Source organism: Plantibacter sp. VKM Ac-2876 (genome assembly GCF_015350715.1).
Classification (GTDB): Bacteria; Actinomycetota; Actinomycetes; order Actinomycetales; family Microbacteriaceae; genus Plantibacter; species Plantibacter auratus.
This window is the reverse complement of the sequence record NZ_JADKSI010000002.1, coordinates 244409-262954: the sequence shown is the minus strand read 5'-3', so window position 1 is coordinate 262954 and position 18546 is coordinate 244409. Positions and strand designations below refer to the sequence as shown.

Below are 18546 nucleotides of genomic sequence, written 5' to 3'. Positions count from 1 at the left end.
GAGACACCATCGCACAACACGAAAGTCACCCCATGCTGAGAGTCGCCGTGCCCAACAAGGGCTCGCTGTCCGAGACCGCCGTCGAGATGCTGCAGGAGGCCGGCTACGCGACCCGTCGCGACACCAAGGAGCTCCACGTCGTCGACGCACGGAACGACGTCGAGTTCTTCTACCTCCGTCCGCGCGACATCGCGACCTACGTCGGTTCCGGCGCCCTCGACATCGGCATCACGGGGCGCGATCTGCTCCTGGACTCGCACTCCGCCGCGACCGAACTCGCCGAGCTGGGCTTCGGCGGCTCGACGTTCCGCTTCGCCGGTCCGGCCGACGAGTTCTCCGAGCTCTCCGATCTCGCGGGGAAGACGGTCGCCACCAGCTACCCCGGCCTCGTCGGCAACTTCCTCCGCGACGCCGGAGTGGATGCCACGCTCGTCCACCTCGACGGTGCGGTCGAGTCGGCCGTCCAGCTCGGGGTCGCGGACGCGGTGGCCGACGTCGTGTCCACCGGCACGACCCTCCGGAAGGCCGGCCTCGGCATCTTCGGCCCGGTGATCCTCGACTCCACCGCCGTGCTCATCGCGTCGCCGGAGACGAAGCCCACCACCGCGACGCTCATCCGCCGATTGCAGGGCGTCCTCGTCGCGCGGCAGTACGTGCTCGTCGACTACGATCTCCCGGTCCGGCTGCTCGAGCAGGCGACCGCCGTCGCCGGTGGCATCGAGTCGCCGACGATCTCGCCGCTCCGCGACCCCGAGTGGGTGGCGGTCCGGGTCATGATCCCTCGCGGCGACGCGAACGACGTCATGGACCGCCTCTACGAGCTCGGCGCACGCGCCATCCTCGTCACGGCCATCCACGCCGCCCGACTCTGAGTCGCCCCTCCATCATCACCCGTCCCAGTCGCATTGCGGAGGCCTCCGTGTCACTCGCCACCCGAGTCATCCCCTGTCTCGACGTCGCCGACGGGCGCGTCGTGAAGGGCGTCAACTTCCTCGACCTCCGCGATGCCGGCGATCCGGTCGAGCTCGCGAAGCGCTACGCCGAGCAGGGCGCCGATGAACTGACCTTCCTCGACGTCACGGCCACAGTGGCCGAACGCGACACCACCTACGACCTCGTCAGCCGCACCGCCGAGCAGGTCTTCATCCCGCTCACGGTCGGCGGCGGGGTCCGCTCGACCCAGGACGTCTCCCGGCTGCTGGCCAGCGGAGCGGACAAGGTCGGCGTGAACAGCGCCGCGATCGCCCGGCCGGAGTTGCTGGGGGAGATCGCCGACCGCTTCGGCGCTCAGGTCCTCGTCCTCTCCCTGGACGTGAAGCGACACGCCGGCAGCGCATCCGGATGGATCGTCACGACACACGGCGGCCGACGTGAGACCGAGCTCGACGCGCTCGCCTGGGCGACCGAGGCGATCGAACGCGGTGCGGGCGAGCTGTTGGTGAACTCGATCGACGCCGACGGCACCAAGGCCGGGTTCGACACCGAGCTCATCAGCGCCATGCGCGAGATCAGCCGGGTTCCGGTCATCGCGTCCGGGGGAGCAGGCCGCCTCGCCGACTTCCCACCCGCGATCGCCGCGGGTGCAGACGCCGTCCTCGCCGCGAGCGTCTTCCACAACGGCGAGTTGACGATCGGCCAGGTCAAACAGGAACTCGCCGACGCCGGTTGGACGGTGCGGGCATGAGCGCGGACATCACCATCCCGGTGGGCGCCGACCCGGAGACCGCGATCGGCCAGCTCACCTTCGACGCGCGGGGCCTGCTTCCCGCGATCGTGCAGCAGTGGGACTCACGCGAGGTCCTCATGCTCGGGTGGATGGACGCCGAGGCCGTCCGCCGGACGATGACCGAGGGGCGGGTCACCTACTGGTCCCGGTCACGACAGGAGTACTGGCGCAAGGGGGACACCTCCGGCCACGTGCAGTTCGTCCGGGCGCTCGCCTACGACTGCGACGGGGATACCCTGTTGGTGGAGGTCGATCAGCACGGTGCCGCCTGCCACACGGGTACGCGCAGCTGTTTCGACGGCCGGGGCCTCGACGTCGTCGCAGCACCGACGCCGACACCATGAATCGAGTTGGAGCATGACCGAGAGCACTGCAGCACCCCAGTCCGGACCGGTGGAGCCGCCGAGGCCCGACGAACCGTCCGAGACTGACGAGCTCGAGTCCAGGGCTCTCCGCAGTCGTCAGCGCCGCCTGAAGACCCTGCTCCTCGTCACCGCCGTCCTCGCCGACGCGCTCATCCTCGCAGCGTGGACCCAGACCTGGCTCTCGATCAGCCTCGTGGGCGTCGGCCCGCACTCCGGCGCGCTCGACGTCGTCGGCTCCGTCGCCGCTCCCGCCCTGTCCGCACTCGCGCTTGCCGGTCTCGCCCTCGTCGCGGCGCTGGCCATCGCCGGGCCGGTGTTCCGCATCATCCTCGGCCTGCTGGAGGCCGTGATCGGCGCCTGCGTCATGATCTCGTCGATCGCGGTGCTCGCCTCGCCGGCGACCGCAGGCGCGGCGGCCGTCACCGAGGCCACGGGCGTCGCCGGAAGCCAGTCGACCATCGACCTTGTCGCGGCGACCACGCTCACCGCCTGGCCGGCGATCACCCTGGTGCTCGGCGTCGTGCTCGGACTCGCCGGGCTCGCGACCGTGCTCACCCACCGCCGGTGGCCCGGTCCATCGAAGAAGTACCAGACCGTCCGGTTCACGCAGGTCGAGACGGCCCCGAGCGCCGACCCGGTGGGCGCCTGGGACGACCTCAGCCGCGGCGACGACCCGACGCGCTGACCGCTCCGCCGAACCACGACGGCACCCCGGGCCACCTGGGAACTCGTGGCCCACGCACGGAACCGCCCACCGCTTGCCGGTACACTGGAACCCGCACTCGCACAGAAGGAGAACCATGAGCACCGACCCCTCGGACCCCGGCCACGGACACTCGCCCGCCGCCTGGACGGCCGTGATCATCATGTTGGTCGCGTTCGCCGCCGGTACGGTCTTCTTCTGGCTCGACATGCCCGTCCTCGTCTGGGCCTCCGCCGGCGTCCTCCTCCTCGGGTGGATCACGGGCGGTGTCCTCGCCAAGGCGGGATACGGCGTCGGCGGGTCCAAGACCGTGGCGAAAGAGCACTGAACATGCTCGCCGACCTGATGGCCGGCGCGAAGGAGGACGCTCTCGGGCGCCTCGCGGGCCGTCCGGCTGCAGTCGTCGAAGCCGCTGCCGTCGAGGCCCCTCCGGCCATCGACGCCCTCGCTGCGCTCGCCCCGGCCGACCAGGTCAAGATCATCGCCGAGGTCAAACGGTCCAGCCCGTCACGCGGCGCGTTGGCCGACATCCCCGACCCGGCGCTCCTCGCCTCGCTCTACGAGCAGGGCGGCGCCAGCGCGGTCAGCGTGCTGACCGAGGGCCGCAAGTTCGGCGGTTCGCTGCGGGACCTCGAGGCCGTCCGGACCGCGATCCGCATCCCGGTCCTACGCAAGGACTTCATCTCCCTGCCGTACCAGGTGCTCGAAGCCCGCGCATCCGGCGCCGACCTGGTCCTCCTGATCGTCGCCGGACTCGACCAGGCCACGCTGTCGTCGCTGCACGAACTCGTCCTGCAGCTCGGCATGACCCCACTGGTCGAGACCCATTCCGCCGAGGAGCTGGCCAGGGCGAGCGACATCGGCGCCCGGCTCATCGGCGTCAACGCGCGGAACCTCAGCACCTTCGAACTCGATCAACACCTCTTCGGGTCGTTGACCGACCGTTTCCCCGCCGACGCCGTCAAGGTGGCCGAGTCAGCTGTGCTCCGCGCCGCCGACGTCGCCGCCTACCGACGTGACGGCGCCGACGTCGTCCTGGTCGGCGAGGCGCTCGTCACCGGCGACCCCGTCGCCACCCTCGAACAGTTCCTGGGAGCCACCGCATGACCATGTCACCAGCCACCCCCGCCCACGCGGAACCGACGCACCTCCGAGACGAAGCCGGTCCGTTCTTCGGCGACTTCGGCGGACGCTACATGCCCGAGGCACTCATCGCCGCGGTCGATGAACTCGCGACGGCCTACGAGGCCGCCAAGGCCGACGAGAGCTTCCAGGCCGAGCTGACGACGCTGCTCCGCGACTACGCCGGCCGCCCGTCGATCATCACCGAGGTGCCACGCTTCGCCGCATCGGCGGGCGGTGCGCGCATCTTCCTCAAGCGCGAGGACCTCAACCACACCGGCTCGCACAAGATCAACAACGTCCTGGGCCAGGCGCTCCTCACGAAGCGCATCGGCAAGACCCGCGTCATCGCCGAGACGGGGGCCGGTCAGCACGGTGTGGCCACAGCCACCGCGGCCGCACTCTTCGGCCTCGACTGCACGATCTACATGGGCGAGGTCGACACCGAGCGCCAGGCGCTCAACGTCGCCCGCATGCGACTCCTCGGCGCGACCGTCATCCCCGTGACGACGGGCTCCCGGACCCTCAAGGACGCCATCAACGAGGCGTACCGTGACTGGGTCGCGTCGGTCGAGACCACGAACTACATCTTCGGCACCGCGGCGGGCCCACACCCGTTCCCGGTCATGGTCCGCGATTTCCAGAAGATCATCGGCGAAGAGGCCCGCGCACAGCTCCTCGAGCTGAACGGCTCACTTCCCGACGCGGTCGTCGCCTGCGTCGGTGGCGGCTCCAACGCCATCGGCATCTTCCACGCCTTCCTCGACGACGCGGACGTCGCGCTCTACGGGGTCGAGGCTGCCGGCGACGGCGTCGACACCCCACGGCACGCCGCGTCCATCGGCCGCGGTCGTCCGGGTGTCCTGCACGGTGCGCGAACCTTCGTCCTCCAGGACGACGACGGCCAGACCGTCGAGTCCCATTCCATCTCCGCAGGCCTCGACTACCCGGGCGTCGGACCGGAGCACGCCTGGCTCGCCGACACCGGGCGGGCGACGTACGTCCCCGCGACGGACGCCGAGGCGATGGAGGCCTTCCGGCTCCTGAGCCGCACCGAGGGGATCATCCCGGCGATCGAGTCCGCCCATGCACTGGCAGGGGCCATCGTCCTCGGCAAGGAGCTGGGCCCCGAGGCGACCATCCTGATCAACCTCTCCGGGCGCGGAGACAAGGACGTCGAGACGGCTGCCACCTACTTCGGGCTCCTCGACGAAGCCGGGCGGAACGCATGACCGCCCCGGCCACCGACCACTCCACGGTCTCACCGGTCGCATCGGCGATCGACGCGGCCTCCGTGGACCGCCGCGGAGCCCTCATCGGGTACCTCCCCGTCGGGTTCCCCGACCTCCAGACCAGCATCGACGCCGCCATCGCGCTCGCGCAGAACGGCGTCGACGTCCTCGAGCTCGGCGTGCCCTACTCCGACCCCGTCATGGACGGAGCGGTCATCCAGGCCGCGACCATGACCGCCCTCTCAGAGGGGTTCCGATTGAGCGACGTCTTCACGGCGATCAGCGCCATCCGCGCCGCCGTGGACGTCCCGGTCCTCGTCATGACGTACTGGAACCCGGTGCTGCAGTACGGCGTCGAACGGTTCGCCTCCGACCTCGCAGCGGCCGGCGGAGCCGGGCTCATCACGCCCGACATCACCCCCGACGCCGCCGCGGACTGGCTCGATGCCAGTGAACGACACGGCCTCGACCGGGTCTTCCTCGCAGCTCCGACGTCGAGCGACGAGCGCCTGTCGCTGGTGACCGAACGCTCCCGCGGCTTCGTCTACACCGTCTCCACGATGGGCATCACCGGTGCTCGGCAGGACCTCGACGCCGCCGCGAAGACCCTCGTCGGCCGACTCCGCACGGCGGGGGCGCAGCACGCGTGCGTCGGCATCGGCATCTCGACCGCCGACCAGGTGCGCTCGGTCCTCGAGTACGCCGACGGAGCCATCGTCGGCTCCGTCTTCGTCAAGGCTCTCGCCGACGGCGGCGTCCCGGCGATCACCGAGGTCGCCCGTTCACTCGCGGCCGGCACCGCCCGCTGAGGGTATCCTCACCACGTCCGCGATGCTGAAAGCCGTACACTCGATCAGAGTTCGTAACGAAAGGCGACCACTGCAGTGATTGCACCCCTCAGCATCCCGAGCCCGAACCCGGACATCGCGACCTTCAGCGTGGGCCCGTTCACGGTGCACATGTATGCGCTCTGCATCATCGCCGGGATCATCGCCGCCACCATCCTCACCTCCCGCCGGCTGACGAAGCGCGGTGCCGAGCCGGGCATCGTGCTCGACATCATCCTGTGGGCCATCCCGCTCGGGATCGTCGGTGCGCGGGTCTTCCACGTCCTGACCCACCCCGGCGACTACTTCTACCCGGGTGCCGACCTCCTGCGGACGCTCTACATCTGGGAGGGCGGCATCGCGATCTTCGGTTCGCTCATCGGCGGAGCGGTCGGCGCCTACATCGGCTGCCGCATGACGGGGATCCGGTTCTGGACCTTCGCCGACGCCCTCGCGCCCGGCCTGCTGCTCGCCCAAGCCTTCGGTCGCCTCGGCAACTACTTCAACCACGAGCTCTACGGGCTCCCCACGGACCTGCCCTGGGGCCTCGAGATCGAGGCCAGCAACCCAGCGTTCCCGATCGGTCTGCCCGCCGGCACGCTGTTCCACCCCACGTTCCTGTACGAGATCATCTGGAACCTGCTGGGGGTGGCCGTCATCCTCTGGATCGGACACCGCTTCAACCCGCAGTGGGGCCGCCTGTTCGGTGTCTACCTCATCTGGTACGGCGCCGGTCGCACGGTCTGGGAGACCATTCGGATCGACCCGAGCGAGTACCTGTTCGGCATCCGCGCCAACGTCTGGGCCGCGATCCTCGCGATCGTCGTCGGTCTCGCGATCATCGTCGTGCAGTCCCGCCGTCACACGGGCGCCGAGCCGTCGGCGTACGTCCCCGGTCGTTCCTGGGCCGATCCGAAGGCTGCGGTAGACTACTACGACACCGACGCGGAGAACCTGGGGCTGCGCAGTGCCTCCGCCGACGACGATGCCGACGGATCAGACCGCACTGCGTCATCCACTCCGTCGTCCGAAGCCACGGTCGCCACAAGCAAGACCGGCTCTCACTCCTAGGCTGAACGCACCCTCGTCGGCCCGGTGGATCCCGGCTCAGCAGGGGATCCATCACCCGTTTCGTCCCAGGGCCAGCGACGTCCCCCTTCTGATCCCCTTTCGTGAGGACGGTAATTCCATGGCGCATGCACCGTACGCTTCGTTCAGCTCGGTTCCGCCCAAGCAGGGCATGTACGACCCGGCGAACGAGAAGGACGCCTGCGGCCTGGCGATGGTCGCGACCCTGACGGGCGAGGCCTCGCACAGCATCATCGACGCGGCCCTCGGTTCGCTCCGCAACCTGGAGCACCGCGGCGCGATCGGTTCCGACGCCGGGACCGGCGACGGCGCGGGCATCCTCACCCAGATGCCCGACGCCTTCCTGCGCGGCGTCGCCGGATTCGACCTGCCGCCGCTCGGTGCGTACGCCGTGGGCATCGCCTTCCTGCCCACCGACGCCTCCGAGCGCGCACAGCTCCAGACGCGCATCGCCGCAATCGCCGCCGAGGAGGAACTCACCGTCCTCGGCTGGCGCGAGGTGCCGGTCGACCCCGACGAGTTGGGGAAGCTCGCCCGTGCGGCCATGCCGGCGTTCGAGCAACTGTTCGTCACCGGGTCCGGCGCGTCGACGCCGACCGGGATCGCGCTCGACCGACTCGCCTTCCGGCTCCGGAAGCGGGCGGAGCGCGAGCTCGGTGCGTACTTCATCTCCCTGTCGAGCCGCACGCTCGTCTACAAGGGCATGGTCACGACGCTCCAGCTCGAACCGTTCTACCCCGACCTGTCCGACGAGCGGTTCGCGACCAAGCTCGCCATCGTCCACTCGCGGTACTCCACCAACACGTTCCCGTCCTGGCCGCTCGCCCAGCCGCTGCGCATGATGGCGCACAACGGCGAGATCAACACCGTCGAGGGCAACCGCAACTGGATGCGCGCGCGGCAGTCGCAGCTCGAGTCCGAGCTCATCGGCGACATCCGCCCGCTGCTCCCCATCATCACGCCCGGAGCGAGCGACTCCGCCTCCTTCGACGAGGTCCTCGAGCTGCTGACGCTGACCGGACGGTCCCTCCCGCACGCCATGATGATGATGGTGCCCGAGGCCTGGGAGAAGCAGACCGGGCTGTCGCAGGAGCGACGCGACTTCTACGAGTTCAACTCCATGCAGATGGAGCCGTGGGACGGTCCGGCCGCCCTCACCTTCACGGACGGCTCACTCGTCGGCGCGACCCTGGACCGGAACGGCCTGCGTCCCGGTCGCTGGCTGGAGACGACCGACGGTCTCGTCGTGCTGGGTAGCGAGATCGGCGTCCTCGACGTCGACCCGAGCCGGGTCAAGCGCAAGGGCCGCCTGCGCCCCGGGAAGATGTTCCTCGTCGACACCGAGGCCGGGCGGATCATCGAGGACGACGAGATCAAGGACGAGCTCTCGGCTTCGGCACCTTGGGGCGACTGGCTCGACGCCGGACGCATCAACCTGAGCGACCTGCCGGAGCGCGAGCACATCGTGCACACGCCGGCATCCGTCACCCGCCGCCAGCGGACCTTCGGGTACACCGAAGAGGAGGTGCGCATCCTCCTGCAGCCCATGGGCCAGAACGGTGCGGAGCCGCTCGGCGCGATGGGGTCGGACACCCCGATCGCGGTGCTCTCCGACCGCCCGCGGCTCCTGTTCGACTACTTCGTGCAGCAGTTCGCCCAGGTCACCAACCCGCCGCTCGACTCGATCCGCGAGGAGGTCGTCACCTCGCTGAAGCTCGGGCTCGGCCCGGAGCGCAACCTCCTCTCGTGGGGCCCGGAGCACGCCAAGCAGGTCGTCCTCGACTTCCCGGTCATCGACAACGACGAGCTCGCCAAGATCCAGCACATCGACCCGAACCCGGCGAGCCCGCTGACGACGACCGTCAAGGCGCTCTACCGCGTCGAGGACGGCTCGGCCGGACTCGAGACGCGCCTGCGCGAGATGTGCGACGAGGTCGACCAGGCGATCCTCGCCGGCTCCGAGTTCATCGTCCTGAGCGACCGTGACTCGAACTCCGACCTCGCGCCGATCCCCTCGCTGCTCTCGCTCGCCGCCGTGCACCACCACCTCATCCGCGCCGAGAACCGGATGAAGGTCGGGCTCGTCGTCGAGGCCGGGGACGTGCGCGAGGTCCACCACGTCGCGCTGCTCATCGGCTACGGCGCCTCCGCGATCAACCCGTACCTGGCCATGGAGAGCTGCGAGGACCTCGTCCGCAGCGGCCTCATCCAGGGCGTCACGCGTGAGCAGGCCGTCAAGAACGTCATCAAGGCGCTCGGCAAGGGCGTGCTCAAGATCATGTCGAAGATGGGCATCTCCACGGTGTCCTCCTATGCCGGAGCACAGGCCTTCGAGGCCGTCGGCCTGAGCCAGCAGCTCGTCGACAGCTACTTCACCGGTACGGAGACGAAGCTCGGCGGTGTCGGCATCGAGGTGATCGCCGAGGAGAACGCGAAGCGTCACCGGTACGCCTACCCCGAGGACGCAGCATCGACGGCCCACGAGCGCCTGCAGTCCGGCGGCGAGTACCAGTGGCGTCGCGACGGTTCGCCGCACCTCTTCAACCCGGAGACGGTCTTCAAGCTCCAACACGCGACCAAGACGCGCCGGTACGACATCTTCCGCGAGTACACCCACATGGTCGACTCCCAGGCGGCGCAGCTCATGACCCTGCGCGGGATGTTCACGCTCCGCGCCGGTGTGCGGCCGCCCGTCCCGCTCGACGAGGTCGAGTCGGTCGCCTCGATCGTGAAGCGGTTCTCGACCGGCGCGATGAGCTACGGCTCCATCTCGCGCGAGGCGCACGAGACGCTGGCGATCGCGATGAACAGCATCGGTGCCAAGTCGAACACGGGTGAGGGCGGCGAGGACGTCGATCGTCTCCTCGACCCGACGCGCCGCAGCGCGATCAAGCAGGTCGCCTCCGGCCGTTTCGGCGTGACGAGCATGTACCTGACGCATGCCGACGACATCCAGATCAAGCTCGCCCAGGGTGCGAAGCCCGGCGAGGGCGGGCAGTTGCCGCCCACGAAGGTCTACCCGTGGGTGGCGCGGACGCGGCACGCCACGGCGGGCGTCGGCCTCATCTCGCCGCCGCCGCACCACGACATCTACTCCATCGAAGACCTCAAGCAGCTCATCTTCGACCTGAAGCGTGCGAACCCGAAGGCCCGGATCCACACCAAGCTGGTGAGCCAGTCCGGCATCGGTGCGGTGGCCGCGGGCGTCGCGAAGGCGCTCTCGGACGTGATCCTCGTCTCCGGTCACGACGGCGGAACCGGTGCGAGCCCGTTGAACTCCCTGAAGCACGCCGGGACGCCGTGGGAGCTGGGTCTCGCTGAGACGCAGCAGACGCTCATGCTCAACAACATGCGCGACCGCGTCGTGGTGCAGGTCGACGGTCAGATGAAGACCGGACGCGACGTCGTCATCGGCGCCCTCCTCGGCGCCGAGGAGTTCGGCTTCGCCACGGCACCGCTCGTCGTCTCCGGGTGCGTCATGATGCGCGTGTGCCACCTCGACACCTGCCCGGTCGGCGTCGCGACGCAGAACCCGGTGCTGCGCGAGCGGTTCACCGGCAAGCCGGAGTTCGTCGTGAACTTCTTCGAGTTCATCGCCCAGGAGGTGCGCGAGTACCTCGCCGAGCTCGGGTTCCGGACGCTCGAGGAGGCGATCGGCCACAACGAACTGATCGACGCCGACCGGGCGATCGACCACTGGAAGGCGTCCGGGCTCGACCTGGCCCCGGTCCTCGTGGGTCCCGTCTTCGCCGACGACGAGCCGCGGATCAACCGCCGCCCGCAGGAGCACGAGCTCGAGAAGCACTTCGACCAGCAGCTCATCACGGCCGCCTCGGACGTCCTCGAACACGGCGGCCACTTCTCTGTCGACCTGCCCATCCGCAACACGGAGCGGGCGGTCGGCACCATGCTCGGCCACGAGGTCACCAGACGACACGGCGAGAACGGGCTCCCGGCAGGGAGCATCGACATCACCCTGCGCGGCTCGGCCGGGCAGTCCTTCGGTGCGTTCCTCCCCGGCGGCATCGCCCTGCGGCTCATCGGCGACTCGAACGACTACGTCGGCAAGGGCCTGTCCGGTGGACAGATCGTCGTCCGGCCATCCGAGCGCGCAGCCTTCGCGCCCGAGGAGAACGTGATCGCCGGCAACGTCATCGGCTACGGCGCGACCCAGGGCACCATGTTCCTGAGCGGGATCGTCGGCGAGCGGTTCCTGGTGCGCAACTCCGGCGCCACGGCGGTCGTCGAAGGCGTCGGTGACCACGCGCTCGAGTACATGACGGGTGGTCTCGCCGTCATCCTGGGTCAGACCGGCCGGAACCTCGGCGCGGGCATGTCCGGCGGCACGGCCTACGTGTTCGACCTCGAACGCGACCAGGTCAACCGCGACTCCCTCGCATCGGGGGAGCTCACCCTGTCCGAACTCGACAGTGCCGACGCCGAGATCGTCCGCGACCTCCTCGAGCGGCACGTCGTGGAGACCGGTTCTCCGCTGGCCGGCCGCCTGCTCGCCGACATCGAGGACTCACTCGCCCGCTTCGTCAAGGTCCTGCCGCGTGACTACGCGGCAGTCCTGGCGACCCGACAGACCGCACTCGACGAGGGGCTCGACCCCGACGGCGACATCGTATGGAACCGAATCCTGGAGGTGACCGGTGGCTGATCCCAAGGGATTCCTGAAGGTACCGGAGCGCGAGCTCCCGAAGCGCCGGCCCGTGCCGGTCCGCATCATGGACTGGAAAGAGGTGTACGAGCAGAGCGACCCCGCGACCGTCCGCAAGCAGGCTGGTCGCTGCATGGACTGCGGCATCCCGTTCTGCCACCAGGGCTGCCCACTGGGCAACCTCATCCCGGAGTGGAACGACCTCATGTGGCGAGGCGAGGGACGCTCGGCCATCGAGCGGCTGCACGCCACGAACAACTTCCCGGAGTTCACGGGTCGTCTCTGCCCGGCGCCGTGCGAGAGTTCGTGCGTGCTGGGCATCAACCAGCCCGCCGTGACCATCAAGCAGGTCGAGGTGTCGATCATCGATCAGGCGTTCGCCAACGGTTGGGTCGAGTCCCACCCGCCGGAGCGGCTGACCGGCAAGACGGTCGCCGTCGTCGGTTCCGGTCCGGCCGGTCTCGCCGCAGCCCAGCAGCTGACGCGTGCGGGGCACACGGTCGCGGTCTACGAGCGCGACGACCGCATCGGTGGTCTGCTGCGCTACGGCATCCCCGACTTCAAGATGGAGAAGAAGCACCTCGACATCCGGCTGAAGCAGATGCAGGACGAGGGCACCCGGTTCCGCGCCGGCGTGAACATCGGGGTCGACATCAGCTGGGACGAGCTTCGCGCCCGCTACGACGCCGTCGTCATCGCCACCGGTGCCATGGTGCCGCGCGACCTCCCGATCCCCGGTCGTGACTTCTCCGGGGTCCACTTCGCGATGGAGTACCTCGTGCAGGCCAACCGCGTCGGCGCCGGCGACATGGTCTCCGACCAGATCACGGCGGAGGACAAGCACGTGGTGGTCCTCGGCGGCGGCGACACCGGTGCCGACTGCATCGGCACGGCGCACCGTCAGGGTGCCGCTTCCGTCACGAACCTCGCCATCGGCACGCAGCCGGCGGGGGAGCGGCCCGAGCACCAGCCGTGGCCCATGATGCCGACGCTCTTCGAGGTCGCGAGTGCGCACGAAGAGGGCGGCAACCGCGAGTACCTGGTGTCGACCGTCGAGTTCCTCGCCAACGAGGCCGGCGAGGTGCGGGCGATCCGCGTCGCCGAGACGGAGTTCGTCGACGGCCGTCGCGTGCCGAAGAGCGGCACCGAACGTGAGATCCCGGCCGACCTCGTGCTCCTCGCGCTCGGATTCACGGGCCCGGAGGGCGAGACCCTCGAGTCGCAGTTCCAGCTCCCCTTCACCGGGCGCGGCAACGTGGCACGGGAGCATGATTACCAGACCAACCAGCCCGGCGTGTTCGTCGCGGGCGACGCCGGTCGTGGCCAGTCCCTCATCGTGTGGGCGATCGCCGAGGGCCGCGCTGCGGCCGCGGCCGTCGACCAGTACCTCGAGGGCGAGACCCAGCTTCCCTTCCCGGTCCGTCCCACGGACCAGCCCATCTCCCTCTAGGCTTTCAAGCGGACGACAAGCGTCGGACGCATCATGCCGAGCAGTGAGTACCGAAGCGCCTCGCGCGCAGAAATCATGGAGAACACACACACATGAGACGAGCCAAGATCGTCGCAACGCTGGGGCCTGCAGTCTCCAGCTATGAGAACATCCGGGCCATCATCGATGCGGGGGTCGATGTCACCCGGATGAACCTGAGCCACGGCAGCTACGACGTGCACGAGGCCATCTACGCCAACGTGCGCAAGGCCACCGAGGACTCCGGCCGTGCCGTCGCCGTCCTGGTCGACCTGCAGGGCCCGAAGATCCGCCTCGGCAAGTTCGAGGGCGGCCCGTACGACCTCGCCGTCGGCGACATCTTCAAGATCACGACCGAGGACATCCTCGGCACCAAGGAGATCTCCTCGACGACGTTCAAGGGCCTGCCCCAGGACGTCAAGCCGGGCGACTTCCTCCTGATCGACGACGGCAAGGTCAAGGTCGAGGTCGTTGAAGCGGACGACACCGTCGTGACCACGCGCGTCATCGTCGCCGGCCCCGTGTCGAACAACAAGGGCATCAACCTCCCCGGTGTCGCCGTCAACGTCCCCGCGCTCAGCGAGAAGGATGAAGCGGACCTCCGCTGGGGACTGCGTCTCGGCGCCGACCTCATCGCACTGTCGTTCGTGCGCGACGCGGCAGACATCGACCGTGTCCACGAGATCATGGCGGAGGAGGGCCGCAAGGTCCCCGTGATCGCCAAGATCGAGAAGCCGCAGGCCGTCGAGAACCTCGAGGGCATCGTCGAGGCGTTCGACGCGATCATGGTCGCCCGTGGCGACCTCGGTGTCGAGCTCCCGCTCGAGGCCGTCCCGATCGTGCAGAAGCGCGCGGTGGAGCTCGCTCGCCGCATGGCGAAGCCGGTCATCGTCGCGACGCAGATGCTCGAGTCAATGATCTCCAGCCCCATCCCGACCCGCGCGGAGACCTCCGACGTCGCGAACGCGGTGCTCGACGGTGCTGACGCGGTCATGCTCAGTGGCGAGACGAGTGTCGGCGCCTACCCGGTGATCACGGTCCAGACCATGGCCCGTATCGTCGAGTCGACCGAGATCCACGGTCTCGACCGCGTTCCGCCGCTCGGCACGAAGCCGCGCACCCAGGCAGGAGCGATCACGTTGGCGGCCGTCGAGGTGGCGGACTTCGTCGAGGCGAAGTTCCTCTGCGTCTTCACGGAGTCGGGGGAGTCGGTCCGCCGCATGGCCCGTCTCCGCAACCGGATCCCGATCCTGGCGTTCACGCCCGACCCGGCCATCCGTCGTCGGATGGCGCTGAACTGGGGCGTCGAGTCCTTCGTCGTCGAGCGCGTGACGCACACCGACCAGATGGTCGCCCAGGTGGACGAGGTCCTCGTCGCCACGGGCAAGGCCGCCGTCGGCGAGCCGGTCATCATCATCTCCGGTTCCCCTCCCGGCATCCCCGGGACGACGAACGACATCCGCGTCCACAAGGTGGGCGACGTCCTCTAGTCGTCGACAGCAGCGAAGGCCGTGGTCCTCCCGTACGGGGACCACGGCCTTCGTCGTCCGCCGGGTGTGCGGTGGCACCGCGATTCCGGACGCCGTGGGTCTAGCCTGATGCCCATGAACCGTTCCGTCCTCGTCGACGACACCCTCCGCAGCGCAGTGGGCCTGGAGCCGGGAGGCGTCGACCGTGAGGCGACCGGTGCGGCGGGACTCCTGGCCTCCCGATTCACCGTCCTGGAGCTCGCCGCGGTCGCCGTCGGCGCCGTGGAGGATGCCGCCGACCGACTCCGCATCGCCCTCGGATACGAGCCGTTGCACACGGCTCTCGACCTCGAGCGGATCGCCGCGGCCTACCAGAGCGACCGCCTGTTGCGGATCGACGGAGCAGCCGTGGACGCGTTCGCGCCACTGTCCGGCTTCTTCGCCGCGGCAGACGGCTGGGTGCGCACGCACGCGAACTACCCGCACCATCGTCGCCGCCTGAGCGCCATGCTCGGGATCGGCGATGAGGCCACCCGCGCAGAGCTCGCCTCGGCGATCGCCTCCCGCTCGGCTCTCGACTTGGAACAGGAGGCCGGGGGAGTCGGCGCACTCCTCGTCGCCGTCCGGAGCGCTGCCGAGTGGTCGTCCACACCACAGGCCGCCGTCGGTGATGGACCGCTCGTCAGGCGTCATGGCGGCTCCGTCGGCTCGACGATCGCCTCGTGGGTGCGGCCGACGAGGAGACAACCCTTGCGCGGCCTCCGCGTCCTCGACCTGACGCGGGTGATCGCCGGTCCGGTGTCCACGAGGACCCTCGCGCTTCTCGGCGCGGACGTCCTGCGCGTGGATCCACCGCAGGTCCCCGAGATCCCGTGGCAGCACACCGACAGCGGCCAGGGGAAGCGGACGGCGACCCTCGACGCGTCGACACCGCGCGGCCTCGCGACACTGCAGACGCTGAGCGACGAGGCCGACATCCTGGTGACGGGGTACCGACCACACGCCCTCGAGCGCCTCGGTCTGCGAGGTCGCGACGGTCTGGTCACCGGCTCCGTCGACGCCTGGGGTACGACGGGGCCCTGGGGTGATCGTCGCGGTTTCGACAGCCTGGTCCAGGCCGCCACGGGCATCGCGCTGGTCGAGGGCGAGGACGGCGCCCCGGATGCCCTGCCGGCTCAGGCGCTCGACCACAGCGCGGGATACCTGCTGGCGGCGGCCATCGTCGACGACGTGGCGAGGGTCGTCGGCGGCGGTGATGCCGGCCGGTCGTCGGTGTCGCTCGCGCGCGTCGGTGCGGCGCTCCAGCGACTGCCACGATCCGAGGAACGCCCGCCGTCCGATCTCCCGGGAGCGCGGTGCCTGGTGACCCACGGTGCGGTGACGACGGCCCGCCCCGCGCTCAGCGCCTTCGACGACCACGCGTCCCCGGCGGCGGTCCTGGGGAGCGCCGAACCGCAGTGGACCCCGCGCAGCTGATCCCGGCACACTCCGCACCGGGAGATGACCGCCGTCCGGTCGCTCACCTACCCTGGAGGTATGCGCCTCATCCTCATCAGACACGGTCAGACCTCGTCCAACGTCGCCGGCCTGCTCGACACCGCGATCCCCGGGGCCGTCCTCACCGAACTCGGCGAGACGCAGGCGGCCGCCCTCCCCAAAGCGCTCGTGGGGGAGCGGATCGACGCGGTCTACGCCTCCACCGCGGTGCGGGCGCAACAGACCGCCGGACCTGTCGCCGAAGTCAGCGGGCTTCCCGTGGTCGTCCGTGACGGACTCCGGGAGATCAGCGCCGGCGACAACGAGATGCTCGGGTCACCCGAGGCCGTCCAGGTCTACATCGACACCATCGTGGCGTGGGCGATGGGCGACCTCGACACCCGGATGCCGGGCGGCGAGAACGGCCACGAGGTGTTCGCGCGCTTCGACGCCGTGATCGAGGAGCTCGAGGGCTCCGGACTGGAGAGCGTGGTGGTCGTGAGCCATGGAGCGATGCTCCGGTCCTGGCTCGGGCTGCGCGGGGCGAACGTCGACGGACACTTCATCGGCACGCACCCCATCACGAATACGGGCGTCATCATCGTCGACGGGGACACGACGACCGGTTGGCGGGTCGACACCTGGACGGGCGACGCCGTCGGCGGACCGGAGCTGACGACGGAGGCCGATGGTCCGGCCGCCGCCGTCGAGCGCGGCTTCTGATCAGTTCGCGTCGTCGGCCGAGGTCGCGCCGTCCGTGAGGAACGGTCCGGGCTCTTCGCCGGGCTGACCCGGCAGTGAGCCGACGAGACGGTCGAGCTCGGCGGCGTCGACGTCGATGCCCTGGTCGCTGAGACGGTCCGCCAGCGCTGCCCGGACGTCGAGGTCCGGGGTGAGGGACCGGTCTGCTGCGACCTGCACGAGGATGCCCTGGAGCCGGTCGTCGGTGCTGGCGTCGTGGACGTCCTGGCGCGGGTCGGTGTGCTCTGCGGTCATGGTGTCGGGTCCCATCGTGTCGGACGACGTGAGGTACGCCGTGCTCTCGACGGTACGCTACGGCGTCGCCGACACCTCCCGCAGGGGCTTGACGATCGAGGGCGGTTCACGAGTCGTCGGAGCCTGAACTGGCTGGGGAGAGTACCGGTGGTGGGACTCGAACCCACACGTCTTTCGACAAAGCATTTTGAGTGCTCCGCGTCTGCCATTCCGCCACACCGGCGCGTCCGCCGCACGGCGAACAGCAACCTGCATCAGAGTACCGTAGGATTTGAGGGTGACCGAGCAAGAGACCCCTCCCGCAGCCCCACGGCGCGTCGTCGTCGCTGAGGACGAATCCCTCATCCGCCTCGACATCGTCGAGATCCTCCGCGACAACGGTTTCGAGGTCGTCGGCGAGGCCGGCGACGGCGAGACCGCTGTCGCCCTCGCGACGGAACTCCGTCCGGATCTCGTGATCATGGACGTCAAGATGCCTCAGCTCGACGGCATCTCCGCGGCCGAGCGCATCGGTAAGGCGCACATCGCCCCGGTGGTCCTCCTCACGGCCTTCAGCCAGAAGGAGCTCGTCGAGCGGGCGAGCGAGGCAGGCGCCCTCGCCTACGTCGTGAAGCCGTTCACGCCGAACGACCTCCTTCCCGCGATCGAGATCGCCCTCTCGCGCTACCAGCAGATCATCACCCTCGAGGCCGAGGTCGCCGACATGGTCGAGCGCTTCGAGACCCGCAAGCTCGTCGACCGGGCGAAGGGCCTCCTCAACGAGAAGATGGGCCTCACCGAGCCCGAGGCGTTCCGCTGGATCCAGAAGGCCTCCATGGACCGTCGCCTCACCATGCACGATGTCGCGCAGGCCATCATCGAGCAGCTCAGCGCCAAGAAGTAGCGCTCCTCCCTCGTCGCAAGAGCGGCCCGTCCCCTCGGGGGCGGGCCGCTCTGCTGTGCCCGGTGCCGGGCTCGTCAGCCGGTCGGTGCGTCCTTGATGAGGTTCGTGATGCGGATCGTGGAGCACCGTCGTCCCTGCTCGTCGGTGACGGCGATCTCGTGCACGGTGAGCGAGCGGCCGAGGTGGATCGGGGTGCAGACACCCGTCACGAGGCCCTCCGTGGCGGACCTGGTGTGCGTCGCGTTGATGTCGATGCCGACGGCGAGCTTGCCTGGGCCCGCGAAGAGGTTGGCGGCCATCGAGCCGAGGGACTCGCCGAGCACGACGTACGCCCCGCCGTGCAGCAGCATCGCGGGTTGGGTGTTGCCCTCGACGGGCATGGTGGCGACGGATCGCTGCACCGTGAACTCGGTGAACTCGATGCCCATCTTGGCGGCGAGTGCGCCGCTGCCCCTCGTCCGCAGGAACTCGAGTGCGTCGTCGGTCTCGTTCGTCATGTCCACCTTCGGATCGGGCCTGAGCCGTGT

17 protein-coding genes and 1 tRNA gene are annotated in these 18546 nt (G+C 69.5%); 15 read left to right on the top strand and 3 right to left on the bottom strand.

Features of this window, described 5'->3' with window-relative positions; translation table 11 throughout:
• The first annotated feature begins 32 nt into the window (after positions 1 to 32).
• The 14 genes from hisG to ITJ62_RS07550 all read left to right on the top strand — a co-directional run bounded on the left by hisG (position 33) and on the right by ITJ62_RS07550 (position 16863).
• Positions 33 to 872, top strand: coding sequence for an ATP phosphoribosyltransferase (hisG, locus tag ITJ62_RS07615; protein WP_064293848.1), 840 nt, complete (start codon positions 33 to 35; stop codon positions 870 to 872).
• Positions 873 to 919: 47 nt separating this feature from the next.
• Positions 920 to 1684, top strand: coding sequence for an imidazole glycerol phosphate synthase subunit HisF (gene hisF / locus ITJ62_RS07610; protein WP_079002513.1), 765 nt, complete (start codon positions 920 to 922; stop codon positions 1682 to 1684).
• On the top strand, positions 1681 to 2070 hold the full coding sequence (gene hisI, locus ITJ62_RS07605; RefSeq protein ID WP_194600638.1) for a phosphoribosyl-AMP cyclohydrolase: 390 nt from the start codon (positions 1681 to 1683) through the stop codon (positions 2068 to 2070). The genes hisF and hisI overlap by 4 nt, the downstream gene beginning before the upstream one ends.
• Before the next feature lie 13 nt (positions 2071 to 2083).
• Positions 2084 to 2776, top strand: coding sequence for a Trp biosynthesis-associated membrane protein (locus ITJ62_RS07600; RefSeq protein WP_194600635.1), 693 nt, complete (start codon positions 2084 to 2086; stop codon positions 2774 to 2776).
• Between the two features lie 115 nt (positions 2777 to 2891).
• On the top strand, positions 2892 to 3122 hold the full coding sequence (locus ITJ62_RS07595) for a DUF6704 family protein (RefSeq protein WP_079705940.1): 231 nt from the start codon (positions 2892 to 2894) through the stop codon (positions 3120 to 3122).
• 2 nt (positions 3123 to 3124) lie between these two features.
• Positions 3125 to 3901, top strand: coding sequence for an indole-3-glycerol phosphate synthase TrpC (trpC, locus tag ITJ62_RS07590; RefSeq protein ID WP_194600633.1), 777 nt, complete (start codon positions 3125 to 3127; stop codon positions 3899 to 3901).
• On the top strand, positions 3898 to 5148 hold the full coding sequence (gene trpB, locus ITJ62_RS07585) for a tryptophan synthase subunit beta (protein ID WP_370281926.1): 1251 nt from the start codon (positions 3898 to 3900) through the stop codon (positions 5146 to 5148). The genes trpC and trpB overlap by 4 nt, the downstream gene beginning before the upstream one ends.
• A complete protein-coding gene (gene trpA, locus ITJ62_RS07580; protein WP_194600630.1) occupies positions 5145 to 5957 on the top strand; it encodes a tryptophan synthase subunit alpha in 813 nt (270 codons plus the stop codon). Before trpB ends, trpA begins: the two co-directional genes overlap by 4 nt.
• Before the next feature lie 75 nt (positions 5958 to 6032).
• Positions 6033 to 7046 (top strand): prolipoprotein diacylglyceryl transferase, encoded by a 1014-nt coding sequence (lgt, locus tag ITJ62_RS07575; protein WP_194600627.1) that lies wholly within the window; start codon positions 6033 to 6035, stop codon positions 7044 to 7046.
• Between the two features lie 118 nt (positions 7047 to 7164).
• Positions 7165 to 11727, top strand: a complete 4563-nt coding sequence (gene gltB / locus ITJ62_RS07570; RefSeq protein ID WP_194600624.1) for a glutamate synthase large subunit — start codon at positions 7165 to 7167, stop codon at positions 11725 to 11727.
• Positions 11720 to 13177: a glutamate synthase subunit beta gene (locus ITJ62_RS07565; protein ID WP_138947089.1), complete on the top strand. Its 1458-nt coding sequence runs from the start codon at positions 11720 to 11722 to the stop codon at positions 13175 to 13177. Before gltB ends, ITJ62_RS07565 begins: the two co-directional genes overlap by 8 nt.
• Before the next feature lie 92 nt (positions 13178 to 13269).
• A complete protein-coding gene (gene pyk / locus ITJ62_RS07560; RefSeq protein ID WP_064296910.1) occupies positions 13270 to 14685 on the top strand; it encodes a pyruvate kinase in 1416 nt (471 codons plus the stop codon).
• Positions 14686 to 14799: 114 nt separating this feature from the next.
• On the top strand, positions 14800 to 16140 hold the full coding sequence (locus ITJ62_RS07555) for a CoA transferase (protein WP_194600621.1): 1341 nt from the start codon (positions 14800 to 14802) through the stop codon (positions 16138 to 16140).
• 60 nt (positions 16141 to 16200) lie between these two features.
• Positions 16201 to 16863, top strand: coding sequence for a histidine phosphatase family protein (locus tag ITJ62_RS07550; protein ID WP_194600618.1), 663 nt, complete (start codon positions 16201 to 16203; stop codon positions 16861 to 16863).
• On the opposite strand, the gene ITJ62_RS07545 is transcribed toward ITJ62_RS07550, so the two are convergent.
• Both ITJ62_RS07545 and ITJ62_RS07540 read right to left on the bottom strand, forming a co-directional pair.
• A complete protein-coding gene (locus tag ITJ62_RS07545; RefSeq protein ID WP_124769355.1) occupies positions 16864 to 17136 on the bottom strand; it encodes a hypothetical protein in 273 nt (90 codons plus the stop codon).
• 142 nt (positions 17137 to 17278) lie between these two features.
• Positions 17279 to 17359 (bottom strand) — tRNA-Leu (locus ITJ62_RS07540).
• A 54-nt stretch (positions 17360 to 17413) separates the two neighbouring features.
• On the opposite strand from ITJ62_RS07540, the gene ITJ62_RS07535 reads away from it, so the two are divergent.
• A complete protein-coding gene (locus ITJ62_RS07535) occupies positions 17414 to 18019 on the top strand; it encodes an ANTAR domain-containing response regulator (protein WP_064296913.1) in 606 nt (201 codons plus the stop codon).
• 74 nt (positions 18020 to 18093) lie between these two features.
• Here the strand turns inward: ITJ62_RS07535 and ITJ62_RS07530 are convergent, their stop codons facing one another.
• Positions 18094 to 18516: a hotdog fold thioesterase gene (locus ITJ62_RS07530; protein ID WP_124769356.1), complete on the bottom strand. Its 423-nt coding sequence runs from the start codon at positions 18514 to 18516 to the stop codon at positions 18094 to 18096.
• Positions 18517 to 18546 lie beyond the last annotated feature (30 nt).